Genomic DNA, 17033 nt, shown 5'->3' on the forward strand with positions numbered 1-17033 from the left:
TTCTTTTTTTAGGTTGAATAGATGATCCATCCATGTGTGGGAGCGGTCAGTGCCTAATTGGTGCTCGAATGGTGTATTAAGAACGTGGGTAGGAAGAAGAAGCCTGTTTTTTTATTTAGGACCAGTAAGATATTGTGGAAAGCCATCTTTTTTTATAGGTAGAAGGGATTCCACGGTGGTGTGTGATAGTGGTTCGTACTTAATTTGTACCGAAGCCGATATTAGAACGAAATGATAAATTTTTATAGAGGTGAATGAAATGAAAGTAGTAGTTGGATCGAAGAATAAAACGAAAGTTGGAGCTGTGGAGAAGGTTTGGAATGGTGCTACAATTACATCTCTTTCTGTTCCTTCAGGAGTAGCGAACCAGCCGTTTTCAGATGAAGAGACGATGCAAGGAGCGGTTAATAGAGCGAAGCGAGCGCTACAAGAAGGTGAAGCTCAAATTGGTATTGGGCTAGAAGGCGGCGTAATGAAAACGGAGCACGGTTTATTTATGTGTAACTGGGGCGCGCTAGCAACAAGTGACGGTAAAACATTCATTGCAGGCGGGGCGCGTATTAAGTTACCAGACGATTTTTTAGCACCTCTTGAAGATGGCAAAGAGTTAAGTGAAGTGATGGAAGAGTTTGTGCAGAGAAAAGACATTCGTAGTCACGAAGGTGCAATCGGTATTTTTACAGATGATTATGTCGACCGTACGGAATTATTTGTACACGTTGTTAAGTTACTTGTTGGGCAATATAAGTATGACGAAAAGCAAGCATAAACCTTGCACCATGCGCGATGTATGGTAGTATAAAAGAAAGATTATAACATGAAAAAATGTACTCGTTAGAGGAGGAAATATAGATGAAATCATTAGAAAGCATGGAGCAATTCCAACAATTAAAAAATGAAGAGAATGTAGTCTTTATGTTCTCAGCAGAATGGTGCCCTGACTGCCGTTTTGTAGATCCATTTATGCCAGAAGTAGAAGAGAAATATAGTGATTTCTCATTTTACTATGTAGATCGTGATGAGTTTATTGATCTATGCGTAAAATTAGACGTATTTGGCATTCCGAGCTTTGTAGCGTACAATAAAGGTGAAGAAACAGGTCGCTATGTAAACAAAGACCGTAAAACACAAGAACAAATCGAAGAGTTCATTGAAGGTTTAAAATAAGGCAATTTGCCAATTGAATTGTAAAACAACCTCTACCTTCGCGGGGGAGGTTATTTTTTTGGAAGGGAGGAAAAAGAGATGAAGATGACAAGTAAAAAGATGAAAGACGAGTTAATGAAGAAATTATCTCGCCCAGAATGGGACTTTCAGTATGATAGCGAGAAAGAAGTTCTACGTATAGAGCAAAAAGACTCGAAAAAAGGTATTAACGTATCGCTTCCAGGAGTTGTGGCAAAATGGGAAGTGAATAAAGAAAAAGCAATTGAAGAGGTTGCTTATTACGTACAAGAAGCGTTAATTGCGATGCATAAAGAAGAAAATAGCGCAGCGAAAATTTTACCTGTTATTCGCTCTACTTCTTTCCCGAAACAAGCAGAAGAAGGAAATCCGTTTATTATGACGGATCATACGGCGGAAACACGTATTTACTACGCATTAGATTCGAATAAAACGTATCGATTAATTGATGAACGTCTATTACAAAAATTAGAACTTACAGAGCAACAAGTGCGTGAGATGGCATTATTCAACGCCCGCTCATTAGGTTATGAATTTAAACAAGACACAGTAGCAGGGAATACATTCTACTTCTTAAACACAAATGATGGGTATGATGCGACTCGTATTTTAAACGAATCGTTACTACAATCGATGCGTGAAAAGATTTCTGGTGACATGGTTGTTGCTGTTCCTCACCAAGATGTATTAATTATTGCTGATATCGTCAACGAAATCGGTTATGATATTATTGCACAAATGACAATGAAATTTTTTGCCGAAGGGCATGTTCCGATTACATCACTTTCATTCGTATATGAAGATGGGGACTTTGAACCAATCTTTATTTTAGCGAAAAATCGGAAGAAGACAGATGGAAAAGAGAAAGGATGAACGAAGTGAACGTTTTTTACAACCTTGAAGGAATTGGTGACACTCTAATTGTTGCCTTACAAGATATTACTTTAGAGAACCGTACTTTTGATCGCAAAGGAGATGTTGCACGCGTATATGATCGTGAAAGCAACGAAACAGCAGGATTCAACATCTTTAATGCATCTTCTTACTTAGAAGTAAAAGAAACAGGTAACTTAACGTTAACGAAAGAGCTTGTAGAACAAATCAACGGAATTTTAGCGAAGAACGGCTTTGAAGAAACAGTAGAAGCAGATCTTTCTCCGAAATTTGTTGTAGGCTATGTAGCTGAAAAAGAGAAGCATCCAAATGCTGATAAGTTAAACATTTGTAAAGTAGAAATCGGTACAGAAACATTACAAATCGTATGTGGCGCACCGAACGTTGATGCAGGACAAAAAGTTGTCGTTGCAAAAATTGGCGCTGTAATGCCAAGCGGTATGCTAATTAAACCAGCTGAACTTCGCGGCGTTCCTTCTTCTGGAATGATTTGCTCAGCACGTGAATTAGAGCTTCCAGATGCTCCACAAGAAAAAGGTATTCTTGTATTAGAAGATAGCTTTGAAGTTGGACAAGAGTTCAAATTTTAATTGATGTAAAACAAGAGAGGTTGTCCTTTTGGACAGCCTCTCTTTTCTATTGAATCGTTGATATATTGTGAGTTGTAATAGATATATGTAGAAAACCGTTCATATTCATAAGGATGTCACCTTTTTTCTTAAAATCTATATTGTATTTTATAAACAAACTAGTTAAAATTTAGAAAAATAGAAGGGGATAGACGTATGAAACAACAACTAAAAATCGCAGAACTTCTGAAACGAATTGAAACTTCAAAACAGCAAGATATCGAGTTAGGTTCCTATGAAATATATTTGTTTAGTGAAAATGAATTAGAAAAAGGACAAATCGGTTATCGATATGATAAACATAAAAATTCATTAATAAGTGAAGAACATGGAAAATGGAAAGAAGAATGGGTTGTTATCGGATATGAAACAGATATGGGGGATCCAGTTTTCGTAAATGTGTCTGATGATACGTATTTAGTTTATACGGCAGAGCGTGGTACTGAAACGTGGCAACCCGTTCATATTGGAAATATGGATGAGGTTATAAAACAATTATAAGAAAAACTTTGAGACCGGTGCAAAGTGATGGGAGAAAAACATGAAGTATATAAAAATAATGAGCATGATTGCATTCATTGGAATATATATGGGTGGTTGTTCGCAAGAAGAGCCGAAACAAGAAGTAACATCTTCTATGCAGGAAGCAAACAAAGATAATAAGGAAGACGCACCGGTAGAAAAACAGAAAGAAGAACCGCAAGCAGTACAAACGAATGAGCAAGTAGAGCAGAAGCAGGAGGAAGTGCCGGCCGAAGAAAAGAAAGAGGAATCGACGCCAGTGCAGCCAACTGAGCAACCGCTACAAAATAATGAACAAAAAGTAGAGAGTAATGAAAAACAAGGAAAGTTTCTTGTCGTTATTGATCCAGGGCATCAACAAAAAGCGAATTTGAATTTAGAACCGATTGGGCCAGGAGCAGCGACGCAAAAATATAAAGTGACAGATGGTACAACTGGTGTTGTGACGAAAAAAAGAGAGGCTGTTCTCGTATTAGAAATGGCTTTCGTATTAAAAGAAAAGTTAGAAGCAAAGGGAATGCAAGTATTAATGACGAGAACGTCACAAGATGTGGATATAAGTAATAAAGAGCGCGCGAAATTTGCAAATGATCATAAGGCAAACTTGTTTTTACGTCTTCATGCAGATGGTTCTGAAAATCCGGATCAAAGTGGATTTGCTGTATTAACGCCGACAGAAGGAAGTCCGTACACGAAAGAGATTTATGCTGAAAGTCTTCAAATCTCTCAAACGATTGTAAATAAAATGAGAGAGAATCAGCAAGTGAAAGTGAATGGAATTAAATTCAGGGATGATCTTTCTGGATTTAATTGGTCCAAAGTACCTGGTGTACTATTAGAACTTGGGTTTATGTCAAATCCTGAAGAAGATAAAAAATTATCTGACTCGCAGTATGTAAATTCTTTATTGCAAAGTGTAACAGATAGTGTAGAGGAATATCGGAAGAGTAAAGCTTAAACGCAGTCTTATATGTAAGGGTGCGTTTTTCTGTATGAAAATACTCGTAAATTAGAATGTTATGGATAAATATGACATGCTTAATTTTACCTGCACTTTTTGCCGAATGCTGATACAATAAAGGATGTTACTATTTAGTAGAAAGAGTGGTAAACATGTTAGATTGGATGAAAAAGCTGTTTAACAAAGAGGAAGAACAAACAGCGATGAATAAAGAAGTGTTAAAGCAAGTTGAAAGTCAGCCGAAAATTCCTCGCGTAAACCACTACACTGAAGCAAGAGAAGCACAAATGGCAAGTAGGAATGCAGGTAAATGCCGTTTTCCATTAGTACCGGATAATGGGTTCGATGAAGAGGATGTTATAGAAACAGGGCATTTTGAAGAACAACCTGTTCAAGCTGTAACATATGAAAATCAGCCTACTCAAAGAGGAATCAAAGTGGAAAGAAGTAGACGACAGTATGTGGAGAAGGTAGTTTCTACATATGAAGAGCCGGAAATGCAATATGAACCGGAGCGAGAGCCTGTCGTAAAGAAAGCATCTGTACCTACGCAAGAAAGTAACCGTAGACCATTTCGTCCAACAGAAATGATTTCGCCAATTTATGGATATAATCGTCCTTCAGTAGAGAAAAAGGTAGAAAAGCAGGAGGAAGAAAAGGAAAGAGAAGACCTTGAAATATCTGTAGAGGGCAAATCAGTCGTTGATGCATGGTTAGAGAAAAAAGGGTATGCATTATCTGATTTCTCAGAAGGACAAGCAACGAATTCTTCCAGTCATGAAGGAGTTGATCAGCGAGATCAACAAAATAAAAAGGAAGAAAAGTCAGTTGTCGATCAATGGTTAGAGAAAAACGGTTATGAAATTGAACGCCAAGAACCTATAGTAGAAGAAAAAGAAGTGGTTCAAGAAATTAGTGCACCGCAGGAAGTTCCAGCGGCTGAATTACTTCAGCAAGAAAGTGATGTAGTGGCCAAAAACACTCTACAAGCAGAATTAGTAGATTCTAAAGTAGAGCACGAGGATACAATATTATTAGAAGAAACTAAACGTAATACAGAAATAGAACAACCTACTATTGAAGTAGAAAAGCAAGCTCCAGAAGAATCAGTGATTGTTAAAGCAGAAGAGAAACTTGAAGAAACAATCATTGTGGAAATACCAGAAGAAGTGGAAGTAATTGCAGAAGCAGAAGCGCCAGAAGAAGTGGAAGTAATTGCGGAAACAAAAGATTTAGAAGAAGTAGAAGTAATTGCAGAAGCAGAAGCGCCAGAAGAAGTGGAAGTAATTGCGGAAACAAAAGATTTAGAAGAAGTAGAAGTAATTGCAGAAGCAGAAGATTTAGAAGAAGTGGAAGTAATTGCAGAAGCAGAAGCGCCAGAAGAAGTGGAAGTAATTGCGGAAACAAAAGATTTAGAAGAAGTAGAAGTAATTGCAGAAGCAGAAGATTTAGAAGAAGTGGAAGTAATTGCAGAAGCAGAAGCGCCAGAAGAAGCGGAACCTGTAGAACTTGAGGAAACGCAGCAAGAAATATTGTTAGATGAAGCAATTGAACAAAAGAATGGGTTCATACATGTTGCTGAGGCTGATGAACAAACGCAGAAAGATGTTCAAAGCTTTGCGGATGTTTTAATTGCGGAAGAAGCACCGATTGCAGAGGAGCAGCCAGTTGTAGAAGAGGCACCGATTGCAGAAGAGCAGCCAGTTGTAGAAGAAGCACCGATTGCAGAGGAGCAGCCAGTTGTAGAAGAGGCACCGATTGCAGAAGAGCAGCCAGTTGTAGAAGAAGCACCGATTGCAGAAGAGCAGCCAGTTGTAGAAGAAGCACCGATTGCAGAAGAGCAGCCAGTTGTAGAAGAAGCACCGATTGCAGAAGAGCAGCCAGTTGTAGAAGAAGCACCGATTGCAGAAGAGCAGCCAGTTGTAGAAGAAGCACCGATTGCAGAAGAGCAGCCAGTTGTAGAAGAAGCACCGATTGCAGAAGAGCAGCCAGTTGTAGAAGAAGCACCGATTGCAGAAGAACAACAAGTTGTAGAAGAAGCACCGATTGCAGAAGAGCAGCCAGTTGTAGAAGAAGCACCGATTGCAGAAGAGCAGCCAGTTGTAGAAGAAACACCGATTGCAGAAGAGCAGCCAGTTGTAGAAGAAGCACCGATTGCAGAAGAACAACAAGTTGTAGAAGAAGCACCGGTCGCAGAAGAACAACCAGTTGTCCAAAAAGAAGAACCAAAACGTGAGAAGAAGCGTCACGTACCATTTAATGTTGTTATGTTGAAACAAGACAGAACGCGATTAATGGAAAGACATGCGGCTAGAGCAAATGCAATGCAATCTTCTATGAGTGAACGAGTAGAGAATAAGCCTGTACAACAAGTAGAAGAAAAACCAGTGCAGCAAGTGGTAGTGGAACCACAAGTGGAAGAAAAGCCAATGCAGCAAGTAGTGGTAGAATCACAAGTAGAAGAAAAACCAATGCAGCAAGTAGTAGTAGAACCACAAGTGGAAGAGAAACCAATGCAGCAAGTGGTGGCAGAATCACGAGTGGAAGAAAAACCAATGCAGCAAGTGGTAGTAGAACCACAAGTGGAAGAGAAACCAATGCAGCAAGTGGTGGTAGAATCAAGAGTGGAAGAAAAACCAGTGCAACAAGAGGTAGTGGAACCACAAGTGGAAGAAAAACCAGTGCAGCAAGTGGTAGTGGAACCACAAGTGGAAGAAAAGCCAATGCAGCAAGTAGTGGTAGAATCACAAGTAGAAGAAAAACCAATGCAGCAAGTAGTAGTAGAACCACAAGTGGAAGAGAAACCAATGCAGCAAGTGGTGGCAGAATCACGAGTGGAAGAAAAACCAATGCAGCAAGTGGTAGTAGAACCACAAGTGGAAGAGAAACCAATGCAGCAAGTGGTGGTAGAATCAAGAGTGGAAGAAAAACCAGTGCAACAAGAGGTAGTGGAACCACAAGTGGAAGAGAAACCAGTGCAGCAAGTAGTGGTAGAATCACAAGTGGAAGAAAAGCCAGTGCAACAAGTAGTGGTAGAGCAAGTACAAAAGCCAATTTCAAGTACGGAAGTACAAGAGAAAGCATATGTTGTAAATCAAAGAGAGAACGATATGCGAAATGTATTGCAAACACCACCGACATATGCAATTCCACCATTAACATTGCTATCGATTCCGCAGCAAGCAGCGTTAGATAATACGCAATGGTTGGATGAACAGAAAGAATTATTAGATACAACGTTTAATAATTTCCATGTTGGCGCACATGTTATTAATGTATCGCAAGGTCCGGCAGTAACTCGTTTTGAAGTACAGCCAGACCCAGGTGTGAAAGTAAATAAAATTACAAACTTAAGTGATGATATTAAGTTAAGCTTAGCAGCGAAAGATATTCGTATTGAAGCACCGATTCCAGGGAAGAGTGCGATTGGAATCGAAGTTCCAAATAAAGAAAGTAAGCCAGTATTTCTTCGTGAAATTTTAAGAAGTCCTGTGTTTACAAAGAGCGAATCACCGCTTACAGTTGCGCTAGGACTTGATATTTCAGGTGATCCAATTGTAACGGATATTCGAAAAATGCCACATGGACTTATTGCGGGTGCAACGGGTTCTGGTAAAAGTGTGTGTATTAACGCAATTTTAACGAGCATTTTATATAAAGCGAAACCGCATGAAGTGAAGTTAATGTTAATCGATCCGAAGATGGTGGAGCTTGCACCATACAATTCTGTTCCGCATCTTGTAGCACCTGTTATTACGGATGTAAAAGCAGCGACAGCTGCATTAAAGTGGGCAGTTGAAGAAATGGAGCGCCGTTATGAATTGTTTGCGCATGCAGGGGCTCGTGATTTAACTCGTTACAATACGATTGTAAGTGGGCGAGAAATTCCAGGAGAGACATTACCTTATATCGTTATTGTCATTGACGAGTTAGCCGACTTAATGATGGTAGCACCTGGTGATGTTGAGGAAGCGATTTGTCGTATTGCGCAAAAAGCACGTGCTTGTGGTATTCATTTATTAGTAGCGACACAGCGTCCGTCTGTAGATGTTATTACAGGTCTAATTAAGTCAAACATTCCAACGCGTATTGCGTTTACTGTATCATCTCAAGTTGATTCGCGTACGATTATCGATATTGGTGGCGCGGAGAAATTACTTGGCCGTGGTGATATGTTATTCTTAGGGAACGGTACATCTAAGCCTGTTCGTGTACAAGGTGTATATGTATCGGATGATGAGATTGAAAAGACAGTTGATCATGTGAAAAAGCAAATGAAACCGAATTACTTATTTAAGCAAGAGGATTTATTAGCGAAAACAGAACAAGCTGAGTCGGAAGACGAATTGTTCTTTGAAGCATGTCAATTTGTTGTAGAACAAGGGGGAGCGTCCACATCTTCTGTACAGCGAAAATTCCGCATCGGTTATAATCGCGCGGCACGTCTCATTGAAGAGATGGAATCGCAAGGGATTATTTCTGAAGGAAGAGGAACGAAACCGAGAGATGTCCTTATTTCTGAGGATGAATTCGCTGCTATGCAGGAAACAAATGTATAGTAAACGGTTTTGCTGTATACTAAGAGAAAATGTTGGATAGTAAAGTAGGGAGTAAAGCGACATGAAAGAAATTGAATTAAAATTAAAAGGTGAAATAAATAGACTAACAAATAGAACATTTAAATTTGACGAACGTGTTGGAGAAGGTTGGTTCTCTGCCGTTTACTTTTTAAAGACTAGAGAAATCATTGAAGAATTTCGCCCGAAAAGTGTTGTAACGATGCAATTTTTCCAAAAGGAAAATGCAGTTCTTTGCGGAACAGATGAAGTGATTGCGTTGCTACAAACATTCGCTAAAAATCCTGAGGAACTTGAAATTAACTCTTTAAAAGATGGCGATAATATTAGTCCGTTTGAAACAGTGTTAACAATTCATGGTCCTTATGAAAATTTCGGATTTTTAGAAGGTGTCATTGATGGGATTTTAGCTCGTCGTACATCAGTTGCGACAAACGTTTATAACGTTGTCCAAGCTGCGCGTAGCGTAGATAAAGAAAAACCAGTTATTTTCATGGGAGACCGTGATGATCATTATACACAACAAGCTGGTGACGGTTATGCAGCATACATCGGAGGTATGAGCGCACAAGCGACGCATGCGATGAATGAATGGTGGGGCAGAAGTGGTATGGGGACAATGCCTCACGCATTAATTCAAATGTTTAATGGTGATGTTGTGGAAGCGGCAAAAGCATATCATAAGAAATTCCCAGAAGATGAATTAGTTGTATTAATTGATTACAATAATGATGTCATTACAGATGCACTTCGCGTAGCGCGTGAATTTGGATCAACATTAAAAGGTGTACGTGTAGATACGTCGCGTACGATGATTGATCAATACTTCATTCGCCACCCAGAAGTACTTGGAACATTCGATCCACGTGGTGTAAACCCATCGCTTGTATTCGCACTTCGTAAAGCACTTGATGAAGAAGGATTCCAGCATGTAGACATCGTTGTAACTGGTGGATTTGATGAGAAGCGTATTCGTGAATTTGAAGCTCAAAACGTACCTGTTGATATATACGGAGTAGGAAGTAGCTTATTAAAAATGAATATTGGCTTTACTGGTGATAACGTAGAATTAAATGGAAAACCAGAAGCGAAAGCTGGTCGTAAATATCGTCCAAACCCACGTTTAGAGCGTGTTCAATTAGAAAAAAGAGAAGATATGTAAAAGAGAGAAAAACTGATAGGTGATTGACCCTATCAGTTTTTCTGTTATCATAGTATAGCGGCTTCTTTTTTGCTATAATGGATTTGTTATGGACATAAAAAAGAAGTACGTACGAGTTTATCCTGATAAGTGAAGGGAAGAATAACTTCACTACATCAAAAATGTATGATGATTACCAAAATAAGAAAAGATTCATATACTGTCTTATAGATAGGCCGTTGTATTAGTTCGAAATGTTGGAGGTTCTTTAAGATGACAGTTTACCATTTTGTAGGAATTAAAGGAACAGGAATGAGTTCATTAGCTCAAATTCTTCATGACATGAAGCATACTGTTCAAGGGTCTGATTATGAAAAGCGTTTCTTTACACAAACAGCGTTGGAAAAGCGTAATATCTCGATCCTTCCTTTTGATAAAAATAATGTAAAAGAAGGACAAGTGATTATTGCAGGAAATGCATTTCCTGATACGCATGAAGAAATCGTAGCAGCAAAAGAATTAAACATCCCAGTACATCGTTACCATCACTTCTTAGGTGACCTTATGAACCAATACACAAGTGTTGCTGTAACTGGTGCGCATGGAAAAACATCAACAACTGGTTTGTTAGCCCATGTAATGCAAGGTGCACACCCTACATCTTACCTTATTGGAGATGGAACAGGGCATGGGGTAGAAAATAGTAAGTATTTTGTATTTGAAGCTTGTGAGTATCGTCGTCATTTCTTGTCTTACAATCCAGACTATGCGATTATGACAAATATTGATTTTGATCATCCAGATTATTTCTCAGATATCAATGATGTATTCAATGCATTCCAAGAGATGGCATTGCAAGTGAAAAAGGGCATTATTGCATGTGGAGATGATGAAGAACTTCAAAAAATTCAAGCGAAAGTACCTGTTATTTTCTATGGATTTGGAGAAGATAATGATTTCCAAGCACGTAACATTCAAAAGAGAACAGATGGTACTATTTTCGATGTATTCGTTCGTAATACGTACTATGACACGTTCAAAATTACAGGATACGGCAACCACAGCGTATTAAATGCATTAGCAGTAATCGCGCTTTGCCATTATGAAAACGTTGATGTAGAAGCAGTTAAGCATCAGCTAACAACTTTTGAAGGCGTAAAACGTCGCTTTAATGAAAAGCCAATGGGAGAGCAAGTTATTATCGATGACTACGCACACCATCCGACAGAAATTAATGCAACGATTGAAGCAGCTCGTCAAAAGCATCCAGAGCGTGAAGTTGTCGCTGTATTCCAGCCACATACATTCTCACGTACAGAAAAGTTCTTAGATGAGTTCGCTGAAAGTTTAAGCAAAGCTGACCAAGTATACTTATGTGATATTTTCGGATCAGCACGCGAAAATAAAGGTGAATTAACAATCGAAGATCTGCAAAAGCGTATTGATGGTGCAGAACTAATTACAGATACAACAACGGATGTATTAAAGAAACATAAAAACGGCGTTCTAATTTTCATGGGCGCAGGCGACATCCAAAAATTCGAAGCAGCTTACGTAAAAGAAGTTCAAGTTGCAGAGAAGTAATAGAAAAGACGCATAGCGGTGGCTATGCGTCTTTTTTGTTGTGCTCGATATATTTTAAAAAGCGTTGATATGTTGGTATTGTTTATTTTTTTTGTATAGTTGTTTTAACAAAATGATATAAATTGAACTAAAAAGTACATATCCGATTAAATAATAGAATGAAAACATGTCGAATTGTTTTGTTATCATAATTCGAATCGCGAAAAAGCTGAATGGGAGAGCAATTAGCAGTCTTGAACTGATGAAAATAATTGTTTTAAAGTATTTTAATAAATCTATATTCCAATGGTTTTCTCTAAAGATAAACCAAATGTTGCTTGCAATAAAGGCTAGTAAAAATGGTAAATTAGCAGAAAAATTTATAAAACCGAGTACAATAGGCACTGATAAAGCGCCGAGTGGACCGATAGATAGGCCGGAATAATATTTAATAAATGTATTTGTAGATTGCTGTGCATCTTGAATAACATCTGTATATTCTACTGCAATTTCCTGTGCTAATTCTTTTGGAGGAAGAAATTCTTCAATTACTTGTGAAGGAATGATTTCTAATGGTACCCCTTCGCTTTCTTTACATAATGCATTTTCATATAAATCCGATTTGATCTCTAGCACATGTTGTTCTCTTGCTGACGCAGGTAAGTTCATTAAACCTTTATGAAGATCGTGTAAGAAAGAAGTAATGAGTTCATTTGAAAAGAATTGTTCCTTGTTCATTTTTTATCCTCTCCTTTAGCTAGTAACATTAGAGCATGATACACTGCATCATAATCATGTAAGCGACTATTTAAAATTTCTCTCCCTTCGTCTGTCATGCGATAGTATTTTCTTTTTGGACCATCACCGGACTCTTCCCAATAGGAAACAGCCCAATTGTTTTTCGTGATTCGATTTAATATGGGGTAAATCGAACCGTTTGGGATATGAAACACAGGGATATCTTGTAATGCACTTGTAATTTCGTATCCGTACATAGGTTGTTTACTTAGTAAAGACAAAATAGCGAGATCAAAAACACCTTTACGTAATTGAATTATAAAATTATCATTTTTTTCCATACTTTAACTATATATGATTGATATCTAGATATCAATCATACATAGTGGTTATTCACATATGAAGTTCAAAAGAAAGTGTGAATATTTAACAATTTACATCTATAAGTGTTAGAATAATAAGAAAACTAAAAGGGAGCTAAAAAACATGTTCACACTTCGAGTAGACGATGAAATCGAATTACAGTTATTAGAGAAGCACCATAAAGAGGAACTATATCAATTAATAGACCAAAACCGTAATCATTTACGAAGATGGCTTCCTTGGGTGGATGGGGTAAAATCTGCTGGTGCGTATGATGAAATTTGTCCAATGTGGTTAAAGAAGTTTGCAGAGGGAGACGGTTTTGAAAGTGGCATACGTTATAAAGGTAAGCTCGTGGGGATGGTAGGCATTCATCCGGTAAGTTGGGGGAAGAAAGCGGCAAGTCTCGGATACTATCTTGCAGAAGATGCTGGCGGGAAAGGCATTATGACGCGTAGTGTGAAGGCTGTACTTCACTATGCATTTGAGAATTTAAAGTTAAATAAAATGGAAATTAGATGCGGTGTTGAAAATGTGAAAAGCCGCGCTATTCCAGAGCGTTTAGGATTTAAGCTAGATGGTATTTTAAGAGATGATGAGTGGCTATACGATCATTTCCATGATATCGCTGTATATAGTTTACTAGCTTCAGAATGGAAGGAGATTCGATGAACGAGAAGATACGCATTATTCCGTATGAAAGTACGTTTCAAGATGAAGTAGTAGATCTTATCGTTCATATTCAGCAAAAAGAGTACAATGTTCCCATTACGAAAGAAGAACAGCCAGACTTACTTGAAATAGAAACGTTCTATCAAAGGGATTATGGAAACTTTTGGGTTGCGATTTGTGATGATAAAGTAGTTGGAACAGTGGCGTTATTAGATATTGAGAATCAGCAAGTAGCGCTAAGAAAAATGTTTGTAAAAAAAGAATTTCGTGGAAAAGAGTGGGGCGTATCACATAAGTTGCTCCAAACAGCAATTTCGTGGGCTGAGAATAAAAAACTGAAAGATATTTACTTAGGAACGACAGTAAAGTTTTTAGCAGCGCATCGCTTTTATGAAAAGAATAATTTCCAAAGTGTGAGTATAGACGAGTTGCCAAAAAGTTTTCCAGTGTTGCAAGTGGATAAGAAATTTTATAGATATATTGTTTAAGAAGGTCATGTAGAAATGGCCTTTTTTTATGAACTAAAATGGAAAAAGTGGTATAATTTAGGTTGGGAGGTGCGTGTATGAACATTCCAATTCAAAGAAGTAAGTCGGTAGTAATTTTCGTTTGTCTCACGTTAGTTTTTATGTTCGTATATCCACTTGTCATGCTTTGCGCAAATAAAGAGCAGTGGATGTCAGCGTTAATTGGAATGGGTTTATGCTTCCTTGTGAATGTGCCACTCGTTTGGGAAGTATTTATTAAAAAGCATAAAGTAGAAAATGGTGTATTAAAGTACGGCATTTTAAATGACGATATTGTATTGAAAGAGATAAGAATCATTCGTCAAGTTGGGAAATCCCTTGAAATTACGACGAATGCATATAAAGTACATATGATTGCGATGCCGCAAAATATGGAGCAGTTTTTATCGCTTGTAGAAAAAGAAAATCCACATGTGAAAATAGAAATGGTAGGTAAGAAATGAAATATGTAAAACCTTTGTTTTGTTTGGAAATTTTGTTTGTGCTTGCTATTTGCACTAGAGTATATATGAAATGGGATCTGCCCTTATATGAACCAATATTAATAGGTACTATCGCAGTGGCGCTTTTATATTATTTTCATTTTCAGCAAACAAAAAACGAAAAAAGTAGCTCTATGTAGTTAGGAGGATTAGAAATGAAAAAAGTCCTTATGTTATTTTTACTTCTGCTAACCGCATCCGTTCTTTTAATAGGTTGTAGTGCGAAGAAGGAAAAGGCTGATATGAACTTTGAAAAGGCACAAAAGGTTGAGATTGAATCACTTACAGATTCAAGTGATAAAAAAGTAATTACCGATAAGAAAGAAATTGAAAAGCTGTTTGAAGTCATGAAAATGGATAAGTGGGAAATGCAATCGGCTCCTTTAGATACTCCACAAGGGAAAACATTCAAAATGTATCAAGAAGATACACCAAAATTATCAGAGTCGAGTAAAGATAAAAAAGAGTTACATGAAATTGGTACAATGACAGTATATAAAGATGTCCCTTATGTCGAAGTTGAAATGAAAAATAAGAAGATGAGTTTTAAAGTGCCGGAAGATGTGGCGAAAGACTTATTAAAGTATTAAAAAACGCTCAGAGAAAATTCCGAGCGTTTTTATTATTATTTTAAGTTCTCTGGGTTTAAAGCTTCTAGTTCAGATACAACGAAACGTCCGTCTTTACGGATTAGTACGTCGTCGAAGTAAATTTCGCCGCCGCCGTATTCAGGGCGCTGGATGCATACTAAATCCCAGTGAATGTTCGAGTTGTTGCCGTTCCATGCATCGTCGTAAGCTTGTCCAGGAGTGAAGTGGAAGCTGCCATCGATTTTTTCATCGAATAGGATGTCTCCCATTGGATGTAAGATGTATGGGTTTACGCCGATTGCGAACTCACCAACGAAGCGTGCGCCTTCGTCTGTATCGAAGATTTTGTTAATGCGCTCTGTATCGTTTGCAGTTGCTTCAATGATTTGACCGTTCTCAAACTTAAGTTGTACATTTTCAAATGTATAACCGTTGTAAGGCGATGGTGTGTTGTAAGAAACTGTACCGTTAACAGAATCGCGAACTGGTGCAGAATATACTTCACCGTCTGGAATATTTAAATGACCTGAGCATTTAATAGCTGGAATGTCTTTAATAGAGAATGTTAAGTCAGTTCCAGGGCCAGTTAAACGAACTTTGTCTGTTTTATTCATTAATGTAACAAGGCTATCCATTGCCTTATCCATTTTACCGTAGTCTAAGTTACAAACTTCGAAGTAGAAGTCTTCAAAAGCTTCTGTGCTCATTTTAGCAAGCTGTGCCATAGAAGCATTTGGGTAGCGAAGAACAACCCAGCGCGTTTTCGGAACGCGGATGTCTCTATGAACTTTTTTACCAACTGTTTGACCGTGAATTTGCATTCTTTCACTTGGTACGTCAGCTTGTTCGTTAATGTTATCGCCAGAGCGAAGACCGATATAAGCGTCCATATCTTTCATTACGCTTGCTTCATATGCAGCGATTTGTTCAAAATGTTCTTCAGTAGCACCCATTAATAAAGAGCGATCTACTTGATGATCTTTTAAAGAAACGAATGGGAAACCACCAGCTGCATATGCTTCTTTTACAAGTGCAGTTACAAGTTCTTTTTGTAAGCCAAAGTTTTCAATTAATACTTTTTCGCCTTTTTGTAAGCGAATAGAGTAGTTAATTAAATTGTATGCTAACTTTTCAATGCGTGGATCTTTCATATGTAAAGCCTCCCTACTAATTATGTATCCTCTCCTATTGTAACCTACTTAGTGGAATTTGTTGAATCATTTATGTTAAAGTTAACGAATAAGTATGAAAATTCTAATGAAAAGATAAGGATTAGAACGAAACGGAAAATGATTGTATAATAGGAGAAAGTATGAAAAAGATAAAGGAAGTGATGAAATGCAAGTTCTTTTATATGTAAGTGCGGCTATTATCGCGGTTGCTTTCGCTGTATTAGTAGTGTATGTATGCAGAACGTTGTTATCGGTTCAAAAGACGTTAGAAAACGTTGCGAGCACGTTAGAAGGTTTAGAAAAGCAAATGCAAGGGATTAGCGTAGAGACGGAGCAATTATTACATAAAACAAATGCGTTAGCTGATGACATTCAACAGAAGTCACAATCATTAAATAAGGTAGTATCGGGTGTAGATGGAATTGGAACGACAATCCATTCTTTAAATACGAAACTTCGTAATGTATCAGAGTCTGTTACAGACGAAATTGAAAACAATGCAGATAAAGTAGCGCAAGTTGTACAGTGGAGCAGCGCAGCAATTGAAGTATACAATCATTATCGTGCGACAAGACAAGAGAAAAAGGTCGAAAAAGAAGAGCGTAAATTAGAAAGACTTGAGAAAAAGGCTGAAAAGAAAGAGAAGCGCTCTAGACTTCGTATGAGAGGTGAATCGTGATGAATATGACAAAAGTTGAAACAATTGAAGAGCTTGAAGTATTAGTAGAAAAAAACGAGCCTTATGTTCTTTTTAAACATAGTACGACATGCCCAATTAGTCACGGTGCCTATACAGAATTTCAAGCGTATTGTAGTGAAGAAAGAGCAGTACCAGCGTATTACTTATACGTACAAGATGCGAGAGATGTTTCGAATCGTGTTGCAGAACAGTACAGCATTAAACATGAATCTCCGCAAGTGTTATACATAAAAGATGGGATGGTAGTATGGAATACGTCTCATTGGAACATTAAAAAAGACGCTTTAGAAGAGAATATTAAGTAAAAAGAAGCAAGC

19 protein-coding genes are annotated in these 17033 nt (G+C 37.8%); 16 read left to right on the plus strand and 3 right to left on the minus strand.

Annotated features, from left to right (window positions below):
- Nucleotides 1-259: 259 nt before the first annotated feature.
- From AABL52_RS04025 to murC, 9 genes are all read left to right on the plus strand, one after another.
- Nucleotides 260-769: a DUF84 family protein gene (locus AABL52_RS04025; RefSeq protein ID WP_341518951.1), complete on the plus strand. Its 510-nt coding sequence runs from the start codon at nt 260-262 to the stop codon at nt 767-769.
- Nucleotides 770-852: 83 nt separating this feature from the next.
- A complete protein-coding gene (locus AABL52_RS04030) occupies nt 853-1167 on the plus strand; it encodes a thioredoxin family protein (protein ID WP_000838193.1) in 315 nt (104 codons plus the stop codon).
- 78 nt (nt 1168-1245) lie between these two features.
- Nucleotides 1246-2058 carry a DUF1444 domain-containing protein gene (locus AABL52_RS04035; RefSeq protein WP_000784600.1) on the plus strand — a complete coding sequence of 271 codons (813 nt, stop codon included), beginning with the start codon at nt 1246-1248 and terminating at the stop codon, nt 2056-2058.
- The gene (gene ytpR / locus AABL52_RS04040; RefSeq protein WP_001006763.1) at nt 2055-2669 is read left to right on the plus strand and encodes a YtpR family tRNA-binding protein; all 615 of its coding nucleotides are present in this window, start codon (nt 2055-2057) and stop codon (nt 2667-2669) included. Before AABL52_RS04035 ends, ytpR begins: the two co-directional genes overlap by 4 nt.
- A 195-nt stretch (nt 2670-2864) precedes the next feature.
- On the plus strand, nt 2865-3209 hold the full coding sequence (locus AABL52_RS04045) for a thiamine transporter (protein WP_341518952.1): 345 nt from the start codon (nt 2865-2867) through the stop codon (nt 3207-3209).
- Between the two features lie 40 nt (nt 3210-3249).
- Entirely contained in the window at nt 3250-4188 is a 939-nt protein-coding gene (locus AABL52_RS04050; protein WP_341518953.1) for an N-acetylmuramoyl-L-alanine amidase, read from the plus strand.
- A gap of 155 nt (nt 4189-4343) precedes the next feature.
- A complete protein-coding gene (locus AABL52_RS04055; protein ID WP_341518954.1) occupies nt 4344-8750 on the plus strand; it encodes a DNA translocase FtsK in 4407 nt (1468 codons plus the stop codon).
- A gap of 61 nt (nt 8751-8811) precedes the next feature.
- The gene (locus tag AABL52_RS04060) at nt 8812-9930 is read left to right on the plus strand and encodes a nicotinate phosphoribosyltransferase (protein ID WP_000658380.1); all 1119 of its coding nucleotides are present in this window, start codon (nt 8812-8814) and stop codon (nt 9928-9930) included.
- 252 nt (nt 9931-10182) lie between these two features.
- The gene (gene murC / locus AABL52_RS04065) at nt 10183-11493 is read left to right on the plus strand and encodes a UDP-N-acetylmuramate--L-alanine ligase (protein WP_000219461.1); all 1311 of its coding nucleotides are present in this window, start codon (nt 10183-10185) and stop codon (nt 11491-11493) included.
- Between the two features lie 54 nt (nt 11494-11547).
- Here the strand turns inward: murC and AABL52_RS04070 are convergent, their stop codons facing one another.
- Together AABL52_RS04070 and AABL52_RS04075 are read right to left on the minus strand one after the other, a co-directional pair.
- Nucleotides 11548-12210, minus strand: coding sequence for an HAAS signaling domain-containing protein (locus AABL52_RS04070; RefSeq protein ID WP_098258117.1), 663 nt, complete (start codon nt 12208-12210; stop codon nt 11548-11550).
- Nucleotides 12207-12551, minus strand: a complete 345-nt coding sequence (locus AABL52_RS04075) for a PadR family transcriptional regulator (RefSeq protein ID WP_000414147.1) — start codon at nt 12549-12551, stop codon at nt 12207-12209. The genes AABL52_RS04070 and AABL52_RS04075 overlap by 4 nt, the downstream gene beginning before the upstream one ends.
- 145 nt (nt 12552-12696) lie before the next feature.
- Here AABL52_RS04075 and AABL52_RS04080 point away from each other — a divergent pair, with 145 nt between their 5' ends.
- The 5 genes from AABL52_RS04080 to AABL52_RS04100 all read left to right on the plus strand — a co-directional run bounded on the left by AABL52_RS04080 (nt 12697) and on the right by AABL52_RS04100 (nt 14844).
- A complete protein-coding gene (locus AABL52_RS04080; RefSeq protein WP_098670845.1) occupies nt 12697-13245 on the plus strand; it encodes a GNAT family N-acetyltransferase in 549 nt (182 codons plus the stop codon).
- Nucleotides 13242-13733 carry a GNAT family N-acetyltransferase gene (locus AABL52_RS04085; RefSeq protein ID WP_098258119.1) on the plus strand — a complete coding sequence of 164 codons (492 nt, stop codon included), beginning with the start codon at nt 13242-13244 and terminating at the stop codon, nt 13731-13733. Before AABL52_RS04080 ends, AABL52_RS04085 begins: the two co-directional genes overlap by 4 nt.
- 77 nt (nt 13734-13810) lie before the next feature.
- Nucleotides 13811-14215 (plus strand): PH domain-containing protein, encoded by a 405-nt coding sequence (locus AABL52_RS04090; RefSeq protein ID WP_341518955.1) that lies wholly within the window; start codon nt 13811-13813, stop codon nt 14213-14215.
- Entirely contained in the window at nt 14212-14394 is a 183-nt protein-coding gene (locus tag AABL52_RS04095) for a hypothetical protein (protein WP_340421095.1), read from the plus strand. Before AABL52_RS04090 ends, AABL52_RS04095 begins: the two co-directional genes overlap by 4 nt.
- 15 nt (nt 14395-14409) lie before the next feature.
- On the plus strand, nt 14410-14844 hold the full coding sequence (locus AABL52_RS04100; protein ID WP_098258121.1) for a hypothetical protein: 435 nt from the start codon (nt 14410-14412) through the stop codon (nt 14842-14844).
- A gap of 35 nt (nt 14845-14879) precedes the next feature.
- Here AABL52_RS04100 and AABL52_RS04105 read toward each other — a convergent pair whose 3' ends face one another.
- Nucleotides 14880-15995, minus strand: a complete 1116-nt coding sequence (locus AABL52_RS04105; protein ID WP_097845548.1) for an aminopeptidase — start codon at nt 15993-15995, stop codon at nt 14880-14882.
- Nucleotides 15996-16182: 187 nt separating this feature from the next.
- Between AABL52_RS04105 and AABL52_RS04110 the strand changes: the two genes are divergently transcribed.
- Nucleotides 16183-16695 (plus strand): DUF948 domain-containing protein, encoded by a 513-nt coding sequence (locus AABL52_RS04110; RefSeq protein ID WP_001197726.1) that lies wholly within the window; start codon nt 16183-16185, stop codon nt 16693-16695.
- Nucleotides 16695-17021, plus strand: a complete 327-nt coding sequence (gene ytxJ / locus AABL52_RS04115) for a bacillithiol system redox-active protein YtxJ (RefSeq protein WP_001057490.1) — start codon at nt 16695-16697, stop codon at nt 17019-17021. Before AABL52_RS04110 ends, ytxJ begins: the two co-directional genes overlap by 1 nt.
- Nucleotides 17022-17033: the final 12 nt, after the last annotated feature.

Source organism: Bacillus paramobilis (genome assembly GCF_038096195.1).
Classification (GTDB): Bacteria; Bacillota; Bacilli; order Bacillales; family Bacillaceae_G; genus Bacillus_A; species Bacillus_A mobilis.

What these genes read in the sequence shown, in the direction of transcription:
- AABL52_RS04100 (WP_098258121.1), top strand. Translation starts at nt 14,410, where the DNA reads ATGAAAAAAGTCCTTATGTTATTTTTACTTCTGCTAACCGCATCCGTT.
- AABL52_RS04095 (WP_340421095.1), top strand. Translation starts at nt 14,212, where the DNA reads ATGAAATATGTAAAACCTTTGTTTTGTTTGGAAATTTTGTTTGTGCTT.
- AABL52_RS04075 (WP_000414147.1), bottom strand. Translation starts at nt 12,551, where the DNA reads ATGGAAAAAAATGATAATTTTATAATTCAATTACGTAAAGGTGTTTTT.
- ytxJ (WP_001057490.1), top strand. Translation starts at nt 16,695, where the DNA reads ATGAATATGACAAAAGTTGAAACAATTGAAGAGCTTGAAGTATTAGTA.
- murC (WP_000219461.1), top strand. Translation starts at nt 10,183, where the DNA reads ATGACAGTTTACCATTTTGTAGGAATTAAAGGAACAGGAATGAGTTCA.
- AABL52_RS04105 (WP_097845548.1), bottom strand. Translation starts at nt 15,995, where the DNA reads ATGAAAGATCCACGCATTGAAAAGTTAGCATACAATTTAATTAACTAC.
- AABL52_RS04055 (WP_341518954.1), top strand. Translation starts at nt 4,344, where the DNA reads ATGTTAGATTGGATGAAAAAGCTGTTTAACAAAGAGGAAGAACAAACA.
- AABL52_RS04035 (WP_000784600.1), top strand. Translation starts at nt 1,246, where the DNA reads ATGAAGATGACAAGTAAAAAGATGAAAGACGAGTTAATGAAGAAATTA.
- AABL52_RS04080 (WP_098670845.1), top strand. Translation starts at nt 12,697, where the DNA reads ATGTTCACACTTCGAGTAGACGATGAAATCGAATTACAGTTATTAGAG.
- AABL52_RS04060 (WP_000658380.1), top strand. Translation starts at nt 8,812, where the DNA reads ATGAAAGAAATTGAATTAAAATTAAAAGGTGAAATAAATAGACTAACA.
- AABL52_RS04025 (WP_341518951.1), top strand. Translation starts at nt 260, where the DNA reads ATGAAAGTAGTAGTTGGATCGAAGAATAAAACGAAAGTTGGAGCTGTG.
- ytpR (WP_001006763.1), top strand. Translation starts at nt 2,055, where the DNA reads ATGAACGAAGTGAACGTTTTTTACAACCTTGAAGGAATTGGTGACACT.
- AABL52_RS04085 (WP_098258119.1), top strand. Translation starts at nt 13,242, where the DNA reads ATGAACGAGAAGATACGCATTATTCCGTATGAAAGTACGTTTCAAGAT.
- AABL52_RS04045 (WP_341518952.1), top strand. Translation starts at nt 2,865, where the DNA reads ATGAAACAACAACTAAAAATCGCAGAACTTCTGAAACGAATTGAAACT.
- AABL52_RS04090 (WP_341518955.1), top strand. Translation starts at nt 13,811, where the DNA reads ATGAACATTCCAATTCAAAGAAGTAAGTCGGTAGTAATTTTCGTTTGT.
- AABL52_RS04050 (WP_341518953.1), top strand. Translation starts at nt 3,250, where the DNA reads ATGAAGTATATAAAAATAATGAGCATGATTGCATTCATTGGAATATAT.
- AABL52_RS04070 (WP_098258117.1), bottom strand. Translation starts at nt 12,210, where the DNA reads ATGAACAAGGAACAATTCTTTTCAAATGAACTCATTACTTCTTTCTTA.
- AABL52_RS04030 (WP_000838193.1), top strand. Translation starts at nt 853, where the DNA reads ATGAAATCATTAGAAAGCATGGAGCAATTCCAACAATTAAAAAATGAA.
- AABL52_RS04110 (WP_001197726.1), top strand. Translation starts at nt 16,183, where the DNA reads ATGCAAGTTCTTTTATATGTAAGTGCGGCTATTATCGCGGTTGCTTTC.